The following is a 19,901-nucleotide window of genomic DNA, read 5'->3' as shown; positions in this document are numbered from 1 at the left end:
GGTGATGACTGCGCGCGAGCTCGTGGAAGAGGAACTTGTCTACGGTGCCCTGCGCCGGGAACAGCTTTGGCGGATGATCGGCCTTTCCGGGGCAGGCTTCGGCGTATTTGGTTGTTTGACGGCTGCGGCTGTCGCGCTGATGGTCGAGACGCCGCCTCCCGTGGTTGTCCCCTACGATCCCGCGACCGGGGTGGCGCTCCCCAATGCCACGGTTGAAACCGTGTCGCTCGCCGAACGCCCTGCCGTGATCGAAGCGCAAATCTACCGCTACATTCTCGACCGCGAAACCTACAACCAGCTCGACAACGATCTTCGTGTCCGCCGTGTCCTGGCACAGTCTTCCGGGTCGGCCGAGGCCAGCATGCGCGCGATGTGGACATCGGGTCAGGAGAACTATCCGCCGACGCGATACGGGGCTGCGGCCGAGATGGCCGTTGAGATCGCATCGATCACCCTTATTGGCGAGAACCGCGCCCAGGTGCGGCTCAGAAAGCGCCTGACAAGCCCGCAGGGGGTACAGGCTGGATCGTTCACTGCCACGTTGATGTTCGAATTCCGGCCCGAGCGGACCCGCGCGATCGACGATGTCTGGCAAAACCCTTTCGGTTTCACCGTCACCCAATATGCCATCCGATCGGACCGTTCTGAATGACCCGCACTCCAATCTCTGCGCTGCTGGCCGCCAGTATTCTCGCGTTCGCGGGAACGACTGCTTTGGCCGAAACTACGCCCCGTCCAGGTTCTCATGACAATCGCGTGCGCGTCGCGACCTGGACTGAAGGCCAAGTTTACCGTGTCGTCACGACTCTGACCCGCGTCACCACGGTCGAATTCGGTGAGGGTGAAACCATCCGCTCGATCATCGCCGGCGATACGGTCGGGTTTCAATTCGACGGTGTCCCGGGTGGCCGTGCCTTCGCCATCAAGCCGACAGCATCTGGCGTCGCCACCAACATCACCGTCTACACCAACCGCCGCTCCTACTACTTCCATGTCGTCGAAGCCCGGGAGACGCCGCATTATGTCGTGCAGTTCCGCTATCCTGAAAACCGCGTGCAACCCACCAGGGCGGTTGCGGCCGATGCGCCGAACGCGAACTATGCGGTCAGTGCCCGAGAAGAGTTCACGCCGACGGCCATCTGGGATGATGGTACCTTCACGTATTTCCGGTTCGCACGGAATGCGCCGGTGCCCGCCATCTTCCGATATTCGAACGGCAGGGAACGCGCGGTGAACAGCCAGGCCTTGAGTGACGGCGTCATCCGCGTGTCCGGCGTCAACCGACAATGGGTCCTTCGCCTTGGCGAAGAGGTGATTTGCGTCCAGGACGCAGGACAGGCCACATCATGACCGAAGGTACGGAAGACCTCGCCGCGCGCCTCGCGGCTCTCGAAGGTTCGACGGGCAAAGCGAAGGCCGACAAGCGGCCTGCGCCGCTTGCCGCGATCCTTGGAGTCGTCGGTATCGCGGCAGCAGGTGGTCTGGCGTGGGCTGCCCTACAGCCGTCGGCAGAAGCACCAATGGCGACCGCCGCGCCGGAAGAGTTCCAGAGCAGCGGCCCCGGATTCGGAGATCTGGCGCCGATTTCTGCCCCGGAGCCCAGCCAAGCCCCGGCTGCGGACACAGGTCCGAGCGAGTCGGAACTCGCGCTGATGGAAAGTCTTGCGACATTGAGAGCGGAACTCGAGGACCTGCGCGCAAGACCGGCCGAGGCCGCGGATAGCGCGGCGGAGCAGGCTATTGCGGACCTGACGGCGCAAATTGCCACCTTACAGGAGGCATCCGCCGAGGCGCAGCGGGCCCTCGAGCGGCAACTGACCGAGCGGGATCGCGAATTGGATCAGCTCCGCATGGACTTGGAACTTGCACGGCTTGCACCACCAGAGCCGACCTCATTGGGACCAAGTGAAGAAGAATTGCGGCTGGCCGAACTCGAAAGGCGGCGCGCTGCTGAAGCTGAGGCCCGCGCAGAGCGTATCGCGTCTCCTATGATCGCCTTCTCCGGGATGGGCGCGGGTGCGGATAGGGAGAACACGCTGGAAGCCGCACGCCTGAATGCAGATGAAGCCTTTGTTCGTTCGGGCGCACAACCTGCGCAGGTGACACGTGCCGAAGTGATCGCGAACCCATCGAACACGGTTGTTCAGGGCACCATGATTCAGGCTGTGACAGAGACGGCCCTCGACAGCACACTGCCCGGCGCGATCCGCGCCATCGTCTCGGAAGACGTCCATTCTTTCGATGGAACGCGTATCCTGATCCCGCGCGGCGCGCGGCTGATCGGGCGCTACCGCTCCGATGTCGCACTCGCCCAATCGCGCGTCATGGTGGCATGGGACCGGATCATCTTGCCCGATAATCAGACCGTGCAGATCAGCGCCTTCGGTGGAGACGAACTCGGCCGTACTGGCACCACCGGGTTTGTCGACACCCGTTTCGCGCAACGCTTCAGCTCCGCCGCGCTGATCTCCTTGATCGGCGCCCTGCCTGCGGCTGCAGCGGGTCAAATCGACAGCGAGGCGGCGGCCGATGTTGCGAGTGATGTCGGCACCGACCTGCGCGATAGCACGCAAAGCGTGATGCAGGACTATCTGGCGATCCGGCCAGTGATACATGTCGATCAGGGTACACGGATCACGGTCATGGTTGATCGTGACCTCGAGATTTTCTGACATGGCTGCAAGTTATCTGGAAGCGTCGCTCGACCGTTTCGGCCCCGAGGTCCTGCGCGACGACACGATCGAGATCTGCATCAATCCCGACGGACAAGTCTGGGGCGAATTCCAGGGCGATCACTTCATGCGAGGTCTCGGCAGCCCGCTGAGCCAGACCGAGATCAAGGACCTCGGCAACCAGATCGCCTCCGCCGCCTCGACCACGCTAAGCACCAAGAAGCCTATCGTCTCGGTCTCGATCCTATATCGAGATCGCCCGATCCGCGCGCAGGTGATCCAGCCGCCGGCAGTCGAGGGCGGGTTTTCAATATCACTGCGGTTTTTCTCCTCCCTGCCGCTAGAGGCGATCCGGCTCGGATTTCTCTATGGCAAGGAGCGCAGCCTCGAAGGCCTGCGCCGCGAACGTAACGCCGCACTGCGCGATGTGGTGACATCCGGCGACATCGGCGCCGCGCTGCGGTTTTGCGTCGAGAACAAGCTCAACATGATCGTCTCGGGCGGCACGTCGACCGGCAAGACGGTTGCGGCGCGCAAGATCCTTTCGCTGATTCCGCCCGAAGAGCGGATCATCACCATCGAGGAGGCGGCCGAGCTGCGCCCCGAGCAGCCCAATGCCGTGACGTTGATCGCGGACCGGGACACGGATGCCCGCAGTGCCGATGTGCTCTTGGCCTCAACGCTTCGCATGCGACCCGACCGGATTGTCCTAGGCGAAGTCCGCGGTCGCGAGGCGATGACGTTTCTCGAGGCAATCAACACCGGCCACGGTGGATCGCTGACTACGCTGCATGCCGAGACCCCACAACTTGCTGTTCGCCGCCTCGCCATCGCCGCCCTGAAAACCGATGTGCCGATGACCTATGCCGACATGATCGATTACATTGAGGGCTCGATCGACGTGATCATTCAGGCAGGCCGCCATGAAGGCGCGCGCGGGATCACCGAGTTCTTCCTGCCGGGTCAAACCACAGATTTGAACCTCGACACGGTCGACGGCAGAGGCAACAAGAGCCCCTCCGTTGCCGCTGAGTAAAAAAGGAATCTCCCAGATGCGAAAACCAATTCTCGCACTCATGTTTGCCGCCTTGGCGGGCCCCCTTGTGGCGCAGACTTCGCCTCAGGTTTCAAACGATCTCACAGTGGATATGTCGCCTCAACAATACCGGATCTGCAACGATCGTCCGGCGCGACCGACCTGGATGGACGAAATCAATCCGAGGGAGGCCTACAAGGCGCGGACCTTGATGGATCTCTATGAACTGAGGTCATGGCAGGCAATCAAGGAAACTGGTGATTGCAACTGTGACGTTCGCTTCCCGGCTTGGGACGCCGCGTCAGCTGAATACGAAGAACGGTTCCAAGCGATGTCCCAGGCTGAACAAACCCAAGCCCGCCGTTCAATCGCTGAACAGCGAGATAATATTTCAAGAGAGGTTCAGGACCTCTGCGAAGCGCAAGATAACTGGTAATGAGTGTCGTCAGTTGGATGGTCGGAACCGCAGACGCGTTCCTTGTCGATGCGGCCGAGTCCCAGTTCGGGGCAGTGGCCAGCAATACCGGCACGATCGTCCTGCTGATGGTTACGCTTTCGTTGATCGGCGTCTGCATCAACATGGCCTTCCAATTCCGCAGCATGGATGGGGCCAGCTTCTTCTGGTACCTGATAAAGCTGACTTTGATTGGCCTGTTCGCCTTCAACTGGGCCAACTTCAACGCGGTTGCGAATGCCGTCATTGGTGGGCTTGACTATGTTGCGGGCGCTCTCATCTCATCAGTCGGTGGCGGCGGAGCGGGCGCTACCTATTTTGCCTCTGAATTTGATGATCTCATCACAAAGTTCAGCCAATACCTGAACGCGATCGGCAACAACCTGAACTGGATGACCGGCGCGATCCTCGGAGGCATTGGCCTGGTGCTGCTGAGCCTCCTTGGCTTCATGACCGGCATCGTTCTCATCTTCGCCAAGATGATGCTGACCCTCATGCTTGGTCTCGCTCCGATCATGATCGCTCTGTCGCTCTTCGACGCGACCAAGGATTTCTTCCACAGATGGGTCTCGACGACGATCAGCTACGCCTTCTACCCCATCGTCATCGCAGCCATGTTTTCGACCGTCGTCGGCATGGCGAATTCGCTGCTGGCCCAGCTCGGTGATCCGAACTCGGCAACCAACATCGGATCGCTTGTGCCGTTCTTCGTCATGGTTTTCCTCGCCAAAGGATTTGTAGCAGCAACACCCCTGATCGTTCGCGGCATCTCGGGAAACCTAATGGTGGCGGCGGCACCGGCGATCGTCAGTGGGTCCGCCGGGGTGCTGAGAGGGCTGGCTAACACGTCTGGTGTGCAGGGCAGGTCGCGGATCGGAGCGCTCACGACGGGTGAGGCGATTGGACGTGGAGCTGTGCAGGCTCCTGCTGCGGTAAAGAGCGCCGCGGCGACGGCGAGCGCGCAGGTGGTCAGGATGGCGGAGAGGGCGAAGCGGTTGGCGCGGTAAGCTTATGCATCATCAGGTGATGAACCTGTAGATGCAGGTTCAAATCCCGCCGCGCATATTTTCGCAAATTGTCAAATGCTTGAACGCCGCCCTCCGGGGCGGCGTTTGGGCTTGAGTCACCTGTGGAAGCGAAAGGGGCCGAAGTCCTTCGTGCTTCCGCATGAGTTGCTGAACTCAGCGCTCCTCGATGAAGACACTGCACTCCTTCGAGTGGGACATCAGATTGTCGATCCCGGCGGTCACGTCCCATCTCAGGTTGACCCTCGGCCCGTCATCGACGGTCTGGATCGTCACAACGCGGTCATGGAAATGGCGGTTGCGTGCAGAACGGTGATGAAGCTCGGGCGTAACCGTTACGCCAGCAGAACGCAGCTCGGCGCGCAACGCGTTCGATTGCGATTGCGGCGTATCCGGCTCGCCATGATCAGGATTCCACACGACTGCGAGTCGCTCGATGTCGACGCCCGCTGACCCAGCGGCAGCGACAAAGCTCGCTAGGCGGCGACGGTTGTGTGGGCGAACGCCGCACCAGGGATCCTCGATTTCGAGCGCGACATGGCGCCCTGCTACGCCTTGGAAAAGTGGTGTGAGCGCTCGGGCGGTGCCCGGTCGGAAGCGGAAGACGCGCAAGCGTTCTGTGAGCCCGGCCAACGGACCCGGCAGCGTTCGGACGCTGTCCTGCACCGACGCAAGCCAGCTGTCGCCTGCTGAGCATGAAAAAAGGTGACTGACCCCCTCTAGTGGCCCGGCAAGAGCCGCCGCCGCGTCCTGCGATGCGTAGAACGCATCCACAGAGGCCTCTGCCCCGAAACCCTTCAAAACAGACAGGCGAGGCGCATTCGCCACGGCCGAACCGTCAAGCGTGCCAAAGCGAAGTTGACCGGATCGCTCGTATGGCGCCAACGCATAGGCAATCTCACGATCGAGGCCGGTCGGTGTACCCGCATCAACCGCACCCGGTGGAAGTAGATAGAGGGCATGCCTGTTCGAGGCTTCATCGAGCCAGTTTCGCAATGCCCGCGCACTTGTGAGGGCCTCGGACCGATCTTCGGCTCCCCAGAGATCTGGCGAGGAAACGGCCACCAGCCCCGCTCCCTCGAGACGCACCCGCAGCGTCGCCGCCGAAGTCTGCGCTACCGGGACCGCAGCGTCGGGGGCATGAGCGGGCCGCGGTGTCGACTCCGCAAGTAGGCCGCGCAACCAGCCAAACACAGGATGACGATCGAACTGATCCCAATAGACCTGGTTGGAGTAGTCATTCAGGCACCGCGAGCAGCTCGTCTCGCAGGCTGCGCCACGAGGGCAATCCAGGACCGCGATCGCTCGACCCAGCAGCACGCGGGCCGAGAAGCGAGAATCGTCGAGCAATCGACGGCAGTAGCCGGCACCGCCTGGGACTGAGTCCGATAGGATGACCAGTGGGGCCGCACCGAGAAGCTCAACGGTCGCGCGAAGGTCTCTTGGGTCGGTTTCAAGAATATCCGCTGCCGCAAGTCTCAGTGCCTCTGCCAGCGTTCTAAGGAAGCCATCCCGAGCCGCCCGCCGTTCAGTCTCCGTAGGGCGATCAGAAAAGTCTGGGACCGGCTGATCGATACGAATCCCCCGAAGATCGGTCTCGAAAACATGTGCGAGGTCCACGGGCCAGCGGAGGGATTCAACCCGGCACCGATCTCCGGTCCGCGGGTTCTCATGCACTGCCCGAATCTCGGCCCCGCCAAGCGCCTCTTGGGGCGCAGGTCTCGCGTGCTCGCACGACGGGCACCAAAGATAGCCCGCCCCCAGCGGCCCGCGATTCAAGACGAGCATTCGTCCAGGCTGACTCCCCTCTGGTGCGATAGCCGGCGCGAAGAAATGCGTGACGCGTGCTAGGTCTGAAACCTGGAAGTCTTCAGGGCGGGCTCGCGTTAGGAGGCGCGCTTCGTCGACGGGTCGAACTCTCAAGCGTGTTGCGCCGGGGTCTCTACCCTGCCGGTCGGCATATGATGTCAGGAACCCGACGGGTTCAACGAAGGCACGGCGCGGGCCACTGGCCCGTGCGCCGCACTGAGGGCAGTTCTCCCCAAAATCATCCCGCTCGTGATGTGTTTCTGCATGCTGGCACGTCGGACAAACGCGATGGAAACCACGTTCCATCCAAGCATCGCCGGTGCCTACCGTGGCTCTCCGTGCAATGCCTGCGGACGTCCAAATTCGGCCACCGGCCACGACTTCGGCCCCCGGCGCATACTCAGCGATCGCCATTGCCGCGTCTCGATCGAGCTGCAACGCTCGATCATCCGAGGCGGTGCGAGCGCCTCGTTCCGTGACAATCTCTAGGTGAATCGAGTGAACTGGGAAGCTGTAAGTCGGTATGACGGCAGCACGCGACAGTGCCTCAACCAGGAATCGATCAAGATACCGACGCATGTCGCCCAAACGGCCATTCATGCGACCGGCAGCGCGGGAGCGGGCCTGCTCGTTCGCATCCGGATCATCGAGCGCGGCACGTGCATTTTCGTAGGCGTCATTGAGCTCGCGCCAGCGAGCGCAAGTAGCCCGGATCCAGCGCGTTATCTCTGCGCGCGCGTGCTCAGACAGTTCGCCCGCGACAAGGCCGACATGATCAAGTCTTGCCGGGAGAGTGGACGCCATTCGCTCGGCAACCGTGCGTGCGGCAACACCGGCCTCCGAAGCGAGCCATGCTGAAAGGTCTGCCAGAAGAGTTGTCTCGGCAGCCTCGTCCAAGCGCTCGCCCAGCACATCACGCAGACGTGGAGCTCCGGTGCGCTCGTGGCCTGCCAAGCGATGATCCAGCCAACCTGCCAACAGGCATGAGACCTGGTGCCGTCGGAAGAAGCTCGGGTTATCCAATGTCAGATATGGCGCGGGGGGGAGCGCCTCGAGATAGCCACGCAGATCGTTGAATTGTGCTTGGTCGTATCGGCCGGACCTCGCCATCATCAATGCAACGGGCGCAGCCTGCGCGCGGCGGCCAGCGCGACCGGCGCGCTGCTGATAGTTCGCAATGCCTGGCGGGACGTTCCGGCAGAAAACCGCTTCCAGCTCGCCCAGATCGACACCCATTTCCATTGTCGTGGTGCAGCTGAGCAAGTTGATTTCACCCTGCCGGAACCGCTCCTCGATCTCGGATCGTTCCGTCGTCGATATGGCGGCGGTGTGCTCCCGAGCGATCCCGCTCAGCGGCTGCCCTTCATATCGAACGAGGTAATGGTTGCGCCTGCGCATCTCGTCCCGTTCTTCGGCTGAAACAGGAACTGTGCGTCCAGTGCAGCGCCAGGCGGTACACACACCCCCGAGATCGATCTGGCTGGACGCACCGCAACTTTCACAGCGGCGCAGTTCTCCTTCCGGAGTCGCAGCGAAACGCATGGCCGCCAAGTTCAGCACATGACCGTGTCCCCCGGGTAGAAGGAGACGGTGACGGGGCCGCGTCGCCTCTTCCCAGAAAGCCGAGAGAATGTCTCTCGCTTGGCCGTCTGGGATTCCAAGCCTGTCGATCAGCACCCACAGTGGCCGATTGGGCCGTCCAGGTTCTGAGAGCAACGTTCGCAGTCGGCGGCTCTGGTGCGTCCGCGACAACGACCACGAAATGTCCGCGCTCGCCAACCCCTCGCCCCAAATGGACTCGTCTGTTAGGTCAATGTTCTCCAGCGTGTTGATCGCACGCGATTGCCGAATGAGGTCGAGCAGAAAGCGGACCAAGGCCGGGACTAGGCCTCGATACTCAGGCGGAACCCTTTCTGTGAGTCGCTGAGCAATCCTCGCATCTCCCTCATATTGCACGGTGATTAGGCCGAGGGATTCGAGTGATAGCCGCAAAGGCCCACCACAGAGTTCAGCTGCGATCAGGGCCATCAGGCGGTCTTTCGCGGCGCTGCTGCTCAAAGGTTCTGGATTGCGGCGATCATATAGCTTGAAGCCGGATCGCCTGAGCTGCGTCCAGACACCATCGCGCAGCCCCATGAGGTCCAAAGCTTCGTAGGTCTCTCGGCGCAACGCCTGGACCATGGCTGCACGAAGTGCTTGATCGCGAGCCGTACGCTCGAAGAAAGGGGCGAAGAACGCCGCGTCCTGCCGGTTGTCCGCAAAGACGAGAAGGTTCCGCCCTTGCATCGGTGCTTCCGATGACCGCCCCTGCGGCGGAGGCAAGGCCTCAAGCAGCGACTGCGCCGTTACCGACGCGAGCGCATCATCACCTGGATGGATCGGAGTAACAGGCTCAGCGAAGCGGCCGCCGGTCGCTCCGCAAGAGAGGCATTTCCGGACGTAGCTGCGGCGTTCCTCGGCATCGTCGCGCATCGGTGCTTCGGCAAGGGAGAGGACGCCCTCCTCAGGGCCGTCGGCCAACTCGCCAGTGTCGGCGAAGAATTCGAAAGGAGGCTCCTCCTCGGGTTCCTCGTCCAGTTCGTCAGGGTCTATCTCTGTCGCGGCCTCTCCCGCCCTGATCAACCTCAAGACCCGGCGCCTCGCTCCGGGACTGATCTCGGGACGCGGGTGAAGCATTGTTCCATCGTCCCAGCCCTCGACGTAGGGCTCGCCGCAGTTGCGGCAGACGAGAAGGGGATAGGCCGGGGCACTAGTGATATGCATTCCATTGCGCGAAAGCCGAAAGTCTGACCAATTCTCTGCGTCGCTTGCGGAAAGCTTCAACGCGACACCCTCCACGCCTGAGGCGGCGAGATGAAAGCGTGCCGGGAGAAGTGGAAACGCGCCTGGGACGGAAGGTCGAGCCAGAACGCCCAGTGAGATCAGAGCGGTAAGAGCTGTCCGCGCCGTCTCTCCAGACTCTGACGCAAAAACCCGCGCCGCGAGATCGGCGAATGGCAAAGCTCGCTCCTTGAGCGCACTGGCTACGTCGCGAACCTGTTTGATTTCGGCTAGCCGCGCAATAAGCGCTTCGCCGAACGGTTGCGCAGGGTCGAGGAGTAGCGCATCGAGGCCAGCTTCCTGCATCGCCTCGTTCCAATCCTCGGTCAAATAGTCGACATTTTCAGCTGCAAGGCACCCTTGCTCTCGTAGCTCCGAGAGTATTTGCCCCGCTCTAACCCAATCGGGCGCGGAGAGTTCTTGTGGTTCCACGCCGTCGGTAAGGGCTGGATGCAGTCGTCGTTCGGCGGTGATGACCGCGCCGTCTCCGCTTGGGAACGGTTCCCCAAAAAGGTCTTCTGCGAAGCGTGCGAGCTCTTCGCGCTTCGCTGGATCGAGGCTTGCGGATGTCCCGACACAACGGATTTGCCCTTGGGGTATGCCGAGCCGCGCCTTCAGCTTTCGCAGAAGGAAGGCGACTTCGATGGCTTGAGCCCCCGTATAGGTATGGACCTCGTCGAGGACGAGCCAACGGACGTCCGCCCCGGCAAGCAATGCTCGGTTTCGCGGCAAGAGCAGGATGTGCTCGAGCATGGCGTAGTTGGTGACGAGGATGTGCGGCGGGGTCTGAAGCATCTCACCCCTAGCGAGAAGCCAGTTGCGCGGAGCGTGGCGCGCATCGGGAAAATCGGCCTGAAAGGTGGGCGTGGCGGTCAGCCGTCCTTCTTCGTCTGATCTCGTGGCATCAGAGCGCACCTGTCCGGTAAAACGCCCGAGCGTGACTCCGGGGTCTCCAAGATCCCGAAACAGTAGTCGGGCGATACGATGCATCTGGTCGTTTGCGAGGGCGTTGAGAGGATAGACCAGAATTGCGCGGACACCGGGCCGCTCCAGCTCTCCCTGACGCAGGAGATCATCGATCAATGGGAAGAGAAAAGACTCTGTCTTGCCCGAGCCGGTGCCCGTTGCGACCAGGTAATTCTCGTCGCGACCTATTGCTGCGGACTGGTGTAGGTGAAGCCGCCGACGCCAGAGGGATTGCCCCTCTTCGCTTTCGGAGAGTGCCGACCAAGCACCGTGCAGTGCCCCATTGCTCACCAGTTCTTCAATGCTGCCGCCCTTCTCGAAGTCTGGCAGGCTCTCGACGAATGGGCCGCGCACCAATGCCGCGCGTGCGCATGCGTCTGCCACGGCGCGTGACAGACGGGGCGCCCGCGCTGATGACACTGCAGCGGCAGTTGTGATGTACCGCGCCAGCGTCGCACCGAGGTTGTCCTTGAAACGGATTGGGTCGAGTTCGGTCATGGACGTTCCTTGGCGATTTGCCAGAGCAATAAGTGGAAGGCGAAAAGCTCAGGGGCGAGGCGCAACATGAAGGCGATGCTGGTGAGAGCTTGTGCTGGCGGCATGCCCGCCCGAGTGGAGACGGTATCAACATACTCTGTCACCTCATTGAGGCGGCTTGCACGTGCAAAGCCAGAAAGCAATGCCGAGCCCCATAGATCCACCTGAGCCGGCTCCTCAGAGTCCTGACTGCGGCGCGGAGCAGGTGGACGAAGCTTTTCGGGTGCCAGGGTCCAGGCTGCATGCATCAACCGTTGCAGGGATCCTTGGCGCCGGCTGTTCGGTCCCTCTTCGGCCGTGTCATCGAGGAAGAGGCCGGCTGCGTCGAGCCGCTCGACTAGCCGGAGATGCGCAGCGCGCCAATGGTCTGGCCCGAGCAAAGGCGTCCCACGCCAGAACCATCCCGCCGATGGGTCACCGTCGACCAATGGCAGATTTCTGAAGAAGCGTGCTGGATCGAATCCCTCCAGCCTCGAGCCCTTGTCGCGCGCCGCCTGCAGGTTTCGGAAGGCGAGGTAGACTGTGGGATGGAGATGAGACAGCTCGCGCAGGCGCGCTGTATTGAGTGTGGCGAGCGCAGCCATCTCGGCGACACCAGGATCAACGGACGCCGCCAGAGCCGCGAATGCCTGCGGCGCTGCAGTGTATAGATCCGGAGCGAACTGCAGAGGGTGGAGGGTCGGCACCCAGCCAGGTGCCGCATGGTCGGGAGGCGGCAAGCACGCCGCTCGCATAACTGCTCCATCGCCACCACGAAGTTCTCGCAGCCGACATCCGAGTTCCTGCCAGCGTGGCACCAGTGTGCGCTCCAGCGTCGGCCAGCACTCTGCTGCGTAGCAATCCGACAGCCAGCGGCTGAGAGCCTCGAACCGACGCTGAAGCTCTCCGTCCAGCACGAATCCGTCTGCCGCCGAGTTGGCAATGGCGACGGCGAAACTGTCGCCTCGCGAATTGCGCAGCGGTCGCCATCCATCGCGTCCTTCGGGCCGGATCAGGAGCCGTGCCAGACAGGGGCCGTCATCAATCCAATCGGCATCGAGGGTCAGTTCGAGGCCGTGTGCGTCGTTGTCGCTCACCTCGGCATGGAACCAGTCTGGCCGACGCGTTGCCACCGGCCGATGCCGAAGGGCGGCTTCGGCGAAAACGACTGCGCCCGTTTCGTCCTCGACCTCAACAGCCACTGCATCGACCGGCTCTCCGAATTTCAGCTGGAGTCGGATCGCGTTGCGAGCGGGCAGGAGGTTGATTGCCTGGGGGGCCAGTGCCGCGACCAGTTCGAATAGCAGGACTTCCGAACCGTTTTCGCGCTGAAGAAGCACCCGTTCATCGGAGGCGGGAGCCAGAAGGTCCCGAACAGCAAGGCTGCGTGTCAGCCCCCCATAGAATGGCCGTTCTTCGCGTCTTCCACGAATGATCAGCTGTGCCTTCTGGTCAGGGCATCGGATGCTGATCGTATCGAAGCGGTCGTCTTCACCAACCGAGAGGCGCGTGCCAAGCGGAAGCGGGGCGACACTTCCCTCAGCACGGCGCCTTGATACGGTGACATCGGGCCAAGGCAGATCGAAAGGAACATGTACGCCTTCGATCTCGAATACGACCCGTGCGACGCTGTATCCGCCGCCGGGCTCAAGGCATAGACGCCCTTGGTCGTCACGACCGACGTGGAGGCATTCATCCTCGACGAGGTTGCGGACTTGGCGTTCGCTGTGGAACACGATGCCATCGGAGCCGCAGAAGCCAGGCCACACCCATGCGGCAAGCGCGATCCCGGACCCATGAGCGGCGGCACCATCGGCGCTTGGCGCCATCAGTTCCATCCGGAGGCGCACCGGGTCTGCTGCCTCAGCCTCTGCAAAGCCAGCGAGCACCTCTTCCATCCCGACATCACCAAAACCGTCATCTGAAATCGGTACCTCGATGAGGCGCGACTGCAAGCCGAGTGTGACCCTTACCGCTCGTGTCTCGGAGCGACCCAATCCAGTTTCGATCCGAAGGCGTGCAGAACGCCCATGAAGTGCGCCCCGTGGTCCGCTTGCGATTTCGTCTCCTGCCAAGGAAAGGCGTCTTCTCGGACGGGCCTTGAGACCCGTTTGCAGGCCGTCAAGTTCGAGCACTAGGGGGCGCGGTCCGAGTACTGCGAAGCCGACGAAACTATCGGCTTCCGGTTCAAGAGCGGGTTCGCCTGCTATCGAGAATGGCGTCCGCGCCAGGAGAACGATGTCCGTTGAGTCTAGTTCGATATCGACCGAACCCCGTGGGATCTCGCGCAGATAGTGACCGGTGATCCTGTCGAACGCGGCACATCCCCCTTGAGTGAGGAGCTCGAGTTGCCCGGTCTGGCCAGAGATTTCCCAACGGAGCTCGCGGGGCCAGGGCTGAGGTAGTGTCCAGTCCTCACCTCCGCGCAAACGGAGCGGTCGTTGCGCGCCATCGAGCCAGAGGCGAATTCGCCCCTCGCTTCGAGGCAATCTCAATACAAGCCCACCAGATTGCCATTGGAGCCGCGGCCTCGGTGCCAGCGCCTCGCTTCCTCCTCTGCTCGATGTTGGCCGTGTTTCTTTCAGTCTTTGGTCAAAGACTTCCTTGAAAGATCTCTCGAACTCGATTGCAGGAACGAAGGCCTCCGGGTCTTGGCGTATCCGTGCAAACAGGGCTGCATGCCACGCAGTCTCGTCCCAGAGGATTGCACGGCGAAGCACGTTGACCGCAGGAGGGAGAAAATACAGTGCATCGTCTTCCCAGCGGTTTAGCAGAACGGTCGTTTCGACAGGGGGCGGGCCAAAAGCTGCTTCCTGTCTCAGAAACGCGTCGATCAGGTGTGGAAGCTGCGCTTGGCTTACGCCGGCATGAAGAAGGTAGACGTCGACATCGCGATCAAAGCCTCGGGTAGGTAACCCGAACCGGTCGCAAACCGCGCAGAAAGAGCGGAACAACTCCTTGCGATGCGGCTGGTAATCCAGCGGAATTTGGAGAATGTCGGCGATGTGTGGGTATACCGCATGACCGGCGTCTCCATATCCTTCGCTTAGCGAATGGGTGACAAGCCATCCCGCGAGGTTTGGAAAATCGCGGAACAAAGCTTTCAGCCTGTCGGGCCGACCGCCCAAGAACTGTCGCGTGCGCTCAACGGCTCGCTCTTGCGCTGTCTCATCTAGCGGAATGAGCCCAATGAAGGGCGGTGCACCAGCTTCTTGGCGACGTCTGCTGATCAAGAAGTCCGCGGTCCTGCAACCCACAGCACACCTTTCCCTCTTCCTTGCCCGCTGGCCGCGAGCCCGCTTCATGGTTGATCCCCTTGTGGATAAGGAGTAACAACTCGCAAATCCGCGAACAAGCGGATTGACAGGGAGATGAAGCGATGAACCGGCCATGTCGGCGGACGGTGTGACTTTCGGCCAGGCGATTTCGAAGGCCCGCAAGGCACTCGGTCTTAGCCAGAAGGAGCTCGCAGCGCGCGTGATGAAGGAAGAGGGCGGTGGGTCGATATCCCCGCAATACCTCAACGACATCGAGCACGACCGACGCAGCCCCAGCTCGGGGCACCTGATCCGCCAGTTCGCCTGCATCCTGAACATACCTGATGATTACCTTTTCGCCCTTGCAGGCAGGCTGCCGGACGACGTGCGGCCAGATACGGTCGACCAGGACAAGGTCGTCGAGGCCTTCGCAAATTTCAGGAAGACGTTGAAGGAGTAGGGGAGTTGGCTTTGTGCAGGTCATCTGCATACTCCGCAAGAAGCGATCTAGTCGTCTGAACGGCGGATTCCAGCGCCGTCCGGTTTGCACCTCTGATCCCCAATCCTTCAAAATTCAGCGCCAGTTGACCTTGGCCACCTCCGCTTGCAGCAGCACGAGCCGCGCGGCCGCGGGCCTTCGCTGCGCTGACAGGGTCAGTTTTCGATGCGTTAGGCGCATTGTGGCCGACTTCCCGCGGTCCCGCAGCCGCCCGCACTTCCTGCAGTTCTTGCTTCAACCTCTCCACCGTTTCCCGGGTCTCAGACATCTGCCGATCCCGCCGCAGGCCGTCCTCGTCCGGATACGGGAAACTCCCCGATTGACCGGCGTGCAGAACCTTCAACACTGGGTCCTCGAAATACTTCACCCTTCTTGCCCGGATCGGCATCTGCGCGTCGATCACGAGGATAACCTCGTCGAGGTCCATTCGTCGGGCCTCATCCTCGGTCAGGAGCGGGGTATCCTCGGTTCGCTCGGAAACGCTGCGCCCTTCGAACGGATTGCGTCCAACAGCGCGGGAGCGGGTCACCACGCGCTTGGTGGTCTTGCCAACGGCTTGGCTCAGCTCCTCGATGGTCTTCTGCTCGGACGGGGTGAGGTAGAGCTTCACGCCGGCGCCGCCTTGAAGCGACCTGCGGGTATTCTCGCCATAGATCTCGTCCAGCGCGGGAATCGTCTGGGTCACGATGGCGAGGTTGCCGCCGAAGGAGCGCAGCGTCTTGATGCTCTCGGCCACGATCGGCATTTTCCCGAGCCGGTCAAACTCGTCGAGCATGATCATGACCGGCCAGGGCTCGTCATCGCCGGGTTCCTGTGCTTGCAGCGAGGCAATCAGGTCCGAAAAGAAGAGGCGGATCAGCGGGGCAAGCGGGCGGATCATCTCGGATTCGACCACAAGATAGATCGCATGTGGGCGGCGGCGGATATCCCGGAATGAGAAGTCAGAGGTCGCGGTGGCCGCGTCGATCGCGCGGTTGTCCCAGGTGTCGAGACCCGATGTCATCAGGAGGGAGAGGTAGGAAGTGAGGGTGTCGTTGTTGGTCGATGCCATACGCTCGAAGATCAGTTTGGCCGACTTGTTCTTCACCTCCTGCGAACGCTTCAGGTATTCCTTCTGCTTGTCGCCCCCCGAGGCTGTGATGCGATAGATCTCGCCGATGGTCGGCACGCCGCGCTCGAAGGCCAGCATACCGGCCGCCACGAAGAGGTCGATACCCCCGGCCAAAAGCCCGCTCAGCTTTTCGTTGTCGGTCTGCAGGAAGAGCTTCGCGGTGAGTTTTAGCTCCATCTGCTGCCGGTCAGGGTTGGTCATGGCCGCGATGCGCGCCAGCGGGTTGTAACGGTGGGTCGGTCGATCCCAGTCGGTCGGCGCGAAGCGGAAGACCTTGTCACCCATGCTGGCGCGGAAGCGCGAGGTCTCGCGGAAGTTCTCGCCTTTCACGTCGAGTACCACGGCAGAGCCTTTGTAGGTGAGCAGATTCGGGATCACAAATCCCACGCCCTTGCCGCGGCCCGTGGGCGCCACGATCAGTGCGTGGGGGAAGGTTTTTGAGACAAGGAACGGGCGCTTGGACTTCGGGGAGCCAAGCTTGCCCAGAAGGAAGCCGCCACCGGGCTTGGCAAAGAAACCGTTCCTCTTCATCTCGCTGCGGGTCTGCCAATGCGTCGTCCCGAAGCGGGTCAATGCATCCCCCAGAAGCGTGACGCTCAGCATCAGCGATGCCAGGCCGAAGCCGCCAAGGATGAGGTTCACCCAGAGGAAGTCCTTCGGCGCAGACTGAGACAGACCCCGATATTCGCGGGCGAGTAGGGTGACGTCGAAACGCGTGGGTGAAAGCCCATAGCGGAACATGACAAAGCCGGTCGCCACGACATAGCCCATGGCGAGACCGACCAGCACGAGGCTCAACACACCGAGGGCAATCTTGCCTTTATCCATGGGTGATCCCCTTCTCACCATGTGCCGCGGCGTGGCGCGCGCGCTGCGCCTCGATCTGCTCTTCGGCCAGAGCATCGAGAACGCGCTCCATGGCCGGGCCATGCGCGGTGACCTCGCTGCCTTGAAGATAGGTCTTGGCGAGTTCCAGCTGGCGCAGCGGATCCTCGGTGAATGTGTCCAGGACGTCCGCGTTACCGGCCCGCAGTGCGTCGATTGCGTCGGGGCTTAGCCGTTCGTTGACCTGCCGGACGATGTCCTGCTGCTCTGACTCGGAGAGCGGGCCCTCGACGTCGGCGTTTTGCACAAAGGCCATGACCGTTGGCGCGGTCTCTTCCAGATAACGGCGCTCGGCGTAGTCTTGTCGCGCCTGGTCCTCGATAATGAGGCTGCGCTCGCTGATATAGGCACGCGACGCGCCGAGCGAACGAAGGTGGTTGATTTCGTCCTGGACGGCCTGCCCGAACTCGTCATCCGGCATCTCCGTGCGATAGCGGGCGAGGGTGCGGAGCTCTTCGGTGATCGGACCGAGATGATCCGAAGGATCCCGCAAGGAGAGGTCCATGTCGCCAGCATGAAGCGTGCGGTCCTGCTCCGATACCGCATATTGCGGCGGCATTCGACTGTCAGTCATCTGTTCCCAAGCCATCGAGGCCAATTCGGCATGTTGCGGAGATCTCTGCGCATAGGCGTCGAACGCGACGCGGGCCTCTTCAACCTCCACGGCGCCGGCCCGCCTTACAGACGGGTCGTCGGAGAACGGATGATCGAAATCCGTCCGGCGGAACTGCGCCACCAGCGCTCTGAACGCCTGCCGCTCCGATGGGGCAAAGATGTCGGACCCATCTTGCGCGAGATCACTCCCAGGTGTCGTCAACCGCTCATCAAGCGCTGCCTCAGCGTTATCCACCTCGTCGACCTCGGTTGGCGCACGCAGGACGCGTACATCGGTCAGAACATCGCCCAACCGAACATGCGTGGCTTCCAGCCGGTCGAGCGCTTCTTCCCGGTCCGCAGATTTCTCCAGATCAAGGCCACCTTCTTTGGCAATCGCCTGAAGATCCTGTGCCAGCCACTGGCGTTCCAATGTGGCATTGCCTGCCCCCTCCCGCAGCCGCGCGGCCACAGCCTCGGCATCGATGCCTGTGCCTTGCAACGCCTCGGCCAGCTTTGGTGCCACCTCTCCATCGTCAAGACGCGCGAGGTGATCTTCACTTAAGTTCGGCCTTGCATAGATGCCGTCCCGGGACGGGGCATCGACCAGGGCGGCGGAGCGATCCCCGAGCGGGTTCAAATGCGCGACCGAGGCCAGCACGTCGGTCAGCTTGCGCTCGATCACCGGCCTCTCGGCCGCCGGCGCCCTGTCGATTGCCGCCTCGATCTGGCGAATGTTCTGAGAAAACTCGGTGATCAGCGTGTCGAACGCTGGCTCAACTTGGGACATGTAGATGGCTCCGTCAGATTGAATCTGACCGCCACTGGCAAGGATGGTGCTGGCCCTCTCAAGCGCATCGGCCACGTCGTCGAAATTCGAACGTGACGCCTCCGCCGCGAGCCCGTGGTAGATCAAAGCGTTGCTTCGGACAGTTTCCAGCGCAGCCGCCAGGTCAGCGCCGGTTCTCTGGCGCTCGACAGGGGGACGACCTTCGTCGCGAGCCTTGTAGATTTCATCGATCTCGGCGCGGTAGGTCGTGACGCCGCGATCCAGACGACGCGTCGCCTCAAGGCGGATCCCATGAACCCGGGCCGCCTCGACCATCGCCTCGCGAAAGGCGTCGTAGTTGAAGTGATGATCCTTCCCGAGAAAGAACATTTCGCCATCCTTGCTGCGGCGGTTCAGAACGATATGCGCATGTGGATGCGCGCGATCTTGGTGTATTGCAGCAATATAGTCGAATTGCGAGCCCTCACCTTGAAAGAACTTCTCGCAGACGGCCTGGGTGATATCGCGCACCTCTTCACCACTGGTCCCAACCGGGAATGCCATCAGCAGATGCGACGTATGGCCAAGCTTGGGGCTGTAGCGCTCTTTCCACTGGTTCTCGAACCGCCGCGCCACTCGGTTGATCTCGGCTTCCGAGAGTTGCTTCTTCCCGTCATGGGTGCCGCGGCTGTCGAGGATATGGGTCGACTTCGTCGTAAGATAGGTGAGCTGCGCCCGTAGCTGCGCCCCGGTGTGACAGCCCCCTTTCGAGATAGCCTTGAAGATCGCTGGCGAATGGCCGCGCGCGGCCCGAACCATCTGCGCGCCCTTGGAAAGCCCCTGCCAGGATCCCGAAACCCGGCTCCAGCCGCGGTCAAAGAGCGCCGGGTCGATGCCACGGACCCGGTCACTCCGCGCCATTCTCATCCCTACCGGCGAAGCCCGCCAGAGCAGAACTGATCTCAAGGTCCAGCACGCTGCGCCGAGCACGCGACATCTCCTGGACCTGGTCGGCCAGATCGAAGACCAGACCCGCAAGGGCGCGGACGTCACGGTGACTTGAGGCCGGGTAGGACAGTCTCTCGCCCCGCACCTTGGCCTCGTTCAGACGTCGCGCGATCTGGTTCACGTTGTTGCCGACCCGGTTGAGCGCGGCGCCGAGGCTGCGCAACTCGTCGCACATCTCGTCGTCGGGCAGGAAGACACCTTCGGCCGCCAGCATCAGGCGGCGCATCGCATTCGAGCGGTGCGCAATCCCGCGCCGCGACAGCGCCGCGTCGAACCGGCGCAGGTCGTCGTCCGAGACCCGGATCCCCACAACCCGCGATCGGCTGCCGTTCGCTGTCTGACGCTCGTCCCGGTGGTTCACCACGTTGTAGATCGTCTTCAGGCTGACATCGTAGCGCGCGGCCAATGACGCCGCGGAGACGCCGTTCCGGCGCTCCTGGGCGATGGTCAATCGCTCGATCTCTGACAGTCTGCGGCGGC

At 62.1% G+C, this 19,901-nt stretch carries 12 protein-coding genes; 7 read left to right on the top strand and 5 right to left on the bottom strand.

Going from position 1 to position 19,901, the window contains the following annotated elements:
• Positions 1 to 4 precede the first annotated feature (4 nt).
• Genes DW2_RS13665 through DW2_RS13640 form a run of 6 tightly spaced genes read left to right on the top strand, consistent with a single transcriptional unit; the run spans position 5 to position 5,169 of the window.
• Positions 5 to 652, top strand: a complete 648-nt coding sequence (locus DW2_RS13665) for a VirB8 family type IV secretion system protein (protein ID WP_038147503.1) — start codon at positions 5 to 7, stop codon at positions 650 to 652.
• Positions 649 to 1,350: a TrbG/VirB9 family P-type conjugative transfer protein gene (locus DW2_RS13660; protein WP_009574160.1), complete on the top strand. Its 702-nt coding sequence runs from the start codon at positions 649 to 651 to the stop codon at positions 1,348 to 1,350. Before DW2_RS13665 ends, DW2_RS13660 begins: the two co-directional genes overlap by 4 nt.
• Positions 1,347 to 2,672, top strand: a complete 1,326-nt coding sequence (locus DW2_RS13655; RefSeq protein ID WP_009574165.1) for a TraB/TrbI/VirB10 family type IV secretion system protein — start codon at positions 1,347 to 1,349, stop codon at positions 2,670 to 2,672. Before DW2_RS13660 ends, DW2_RS13655 begins: the two co-directional genes overlap by 4 nt.
• A gap of 1 nt (position 2,673) precedes the next feature.
• Positions 2,674 to 3,708, top strand: coding sequence for an ATPase, T2SS/T4P/T4SS family (locus DW2_RS13650; protein WP_009574167.1), 1,035 nt, complete (start codon positions 2,674 to 2,676; stop codon positions 3,706 to 3,708).
• Positions 3,709 to 3,724: 16 nt separating this feature from the next.
• The gene (locus DW2_RS13645) at positions 3,725 to 4,144 is read left to right on the top strand and encodes a hypothetical protein (RefSeq protein ID WP_038147500.1); all 420 of its coding nucleotides are present in this window, start codon (positions 3,725 to 3,727) and stop codon (positions 4,142 to 4,144) included.
• Complete coding sequence (locus DW2_RS13640) at positions 4,144 to 5,169, top strand: TrbL/VirB6 family protein (RefSeq protein ID WP_038147497.1); 1,026 nt, start codon at positions 4,144 to 4,146, stop codon at positions 5,167 to 5,169. The genes DW2_RS13645 and DW2_RS13640 overlap by 1 nt, the downstream gene beginning before the upstream one ends.
• Before the next feature lie 174 nt (positions 5,170 to 5,343).
• On the opposite strand, the gene DW2_RS13635 is transcribed toward DW2_RS13640, so the two are convergent.
• Entirely contained in the window at positions 5,344 to 11,280 is a 5,937-nt protein-coding gene (locus DW2_RS13635; RefSeq protein WP_038147495.1) for a DEAD/DEAH box helicase, read from the bottom strand.
• A complete protein-coding gene (locus DW2_RS19825) occupies positions 11,277 to 14,396 on the bottom strand; it encodes a hypothetical protein (RefSeq protein WP_156102980.1) in 3,120 nt (1,039 codons plus the stop codon). Before DW2_RS19825 ends, DW2_RS13635 begins: the two co-directional genes overlap by 4 nt.
• Before the next feature lie 292 nt (positions 14,397 to 14,688).
• On the opposite strand from DW2_RS19825, the gene DW2_RS13625 reads away from it, so the two are divergent.
• Positions 14,689 to 15,015, top strand: coding sequence for a helix-turn-helix domain-containing protein (locus tag DW2_RS13625; protein ID WP_038147489.1), 327 nt, complete (start codon positions 14,689 to 14,691; stop codon positions 15,013 to 15,015).
• On the opposite strand, the gene DW2_RS13620 is transcribed toward DW2_RS13625, so the two are convergent.
• From DW2_RS13620 to mobC, 3 genes are read right to left on the bottom strand one after another with little or no spacing between them, the layout of a single operon-like run.
• The gene (locus tag DW2_RS13620) at positions 14,993 to 16,993 is read right to left on the bottom strand and encodes a type IV secretory system conjugative DNA transfer family protein (protein WP_051856068.1); all 2,001 of its coding nucleotides are present in this window, start codon (positions 16,991 to 16,993) and stop codon (positions 14,993 to 14,995) included. The two genes, DW2_RS13625 and DW2_RS13620, sit on opposite strands and share 23 nt — an antisense overlap.
• Positions 16,986 to 19,334, bottom strand: coding sequence for a relaxase/mobilization nuclease domain-containing protein (locus tag DW2_RS13615; RefSeq protein ID WP_038147486.1), 2,349 nt, complete (start codon positions 19,332 to 19,334; stop codon positions 16,986 to 16,988). The genes DW2_RS13620 and DW2_RS13615 overlap by 8 nt, the downstream gene beginning before the upstream one ends.
• On the bottom strand, positions 19,321 to 19,872 hold the full coding sequence (gene mobC, locus DW2_RS13610) for a plasmid mobilization relaxosome protein MobC (protein ID WP_232616951.1): 552 nt from the start codon (positions 19,870 to 19,872) through the stop codon (positions 19,321 to 19,323). The genes DW2_RS13615 and mobC overlap by 14 nt, the downstream gene beginning before the upstream one ends.
• Positions 19,873 to 19,901 lie beyond the last annotated feature (29 nt).

It is taken from the genome of Thioclava atlantica (assembly GCF_000737065.1).
GTDB lineage: Bacteria > Pseudomonadota > Alphaproteobacteria > Rhodobacterales > Rhodobacteraceae > Thioclava > Thioclava atlantica.
This window is presented reverse-complemented; position numbering and strand designations above follow the sequence as displayed.

Bases quoted from the DNA above. Each gene is read 5' to 3' on its own strand.
- DW2_RS13665 (WP_038147503.1), top strand. From the start codon at position 5: ATGACTGCGCGCGAGCTCGTGGAAGAGGAACTTGTCTACGGTGCCCTG.
- DW2_RS13660 (WP_009574160.1), top strand. From the start codon at position 649: ATGACCCGCACTCCAATCTCTGCGCTGCTGGCCGCCAGTATTCTCGCG.
- DW2_RS13655 (WP_009574165.1), top strand. From the start codon at position 1,347: ATGACCGAAGGTACGGAAGACCTCGCCGCGCGCCTCGCGGCTCTCGAA.
- DW2_RS13650 (WP_009574167.1), top strand. From the start codon at position 2,674: ATGGCTGCAAGTTATCTGGAAGCGTCGCTCGACCGTTTCGGCCCCGAG.
- DW2_RS13645 (WP_038147500.1), top strand. From the start codon at position 3,725: ATGCGAAAACCAATTCTCGCACTCATGTTTGCCGCCTTGGCGGGCCCC.
- DW2_RS13640 (WP_038147497.1), top strand. From the start codon at position 4,144: ATGAGTGTCGTCAGTTGGATGGTCGGAACCGCAGACGCGTTCCTTGTC.
- DW2_RS13635 (WP_038147495.1), bottom strand. From the start codon at position 11,280: ATGACCGAACTCGACCCAATCCGTTTCAAGGACAACCTCGGTGCGACG.
- DW2_RS13625 (WP_038147489.1), top strand. From the start codon at position 14,689: ATGTCGGCGGACGGTGTGACTTTCGGCCAGGCGATTTCGAAGGCCCGC.
- DW2_RS13620 (WP_051856068.1), bottom strand. From the start codon at position 16,993: ATGGATAAAGGCAAGATTGCCCTCGGTGTGTTGAGCCTCGTGCTGGTC.
- DW2_RS13615 (WP_038147486.1), bottom strand. From the start codon at position 19,334: ATGGCGCGGAGTGACCGGGTCCGTGGCATCGACCCGGCGCTCTTTGAC.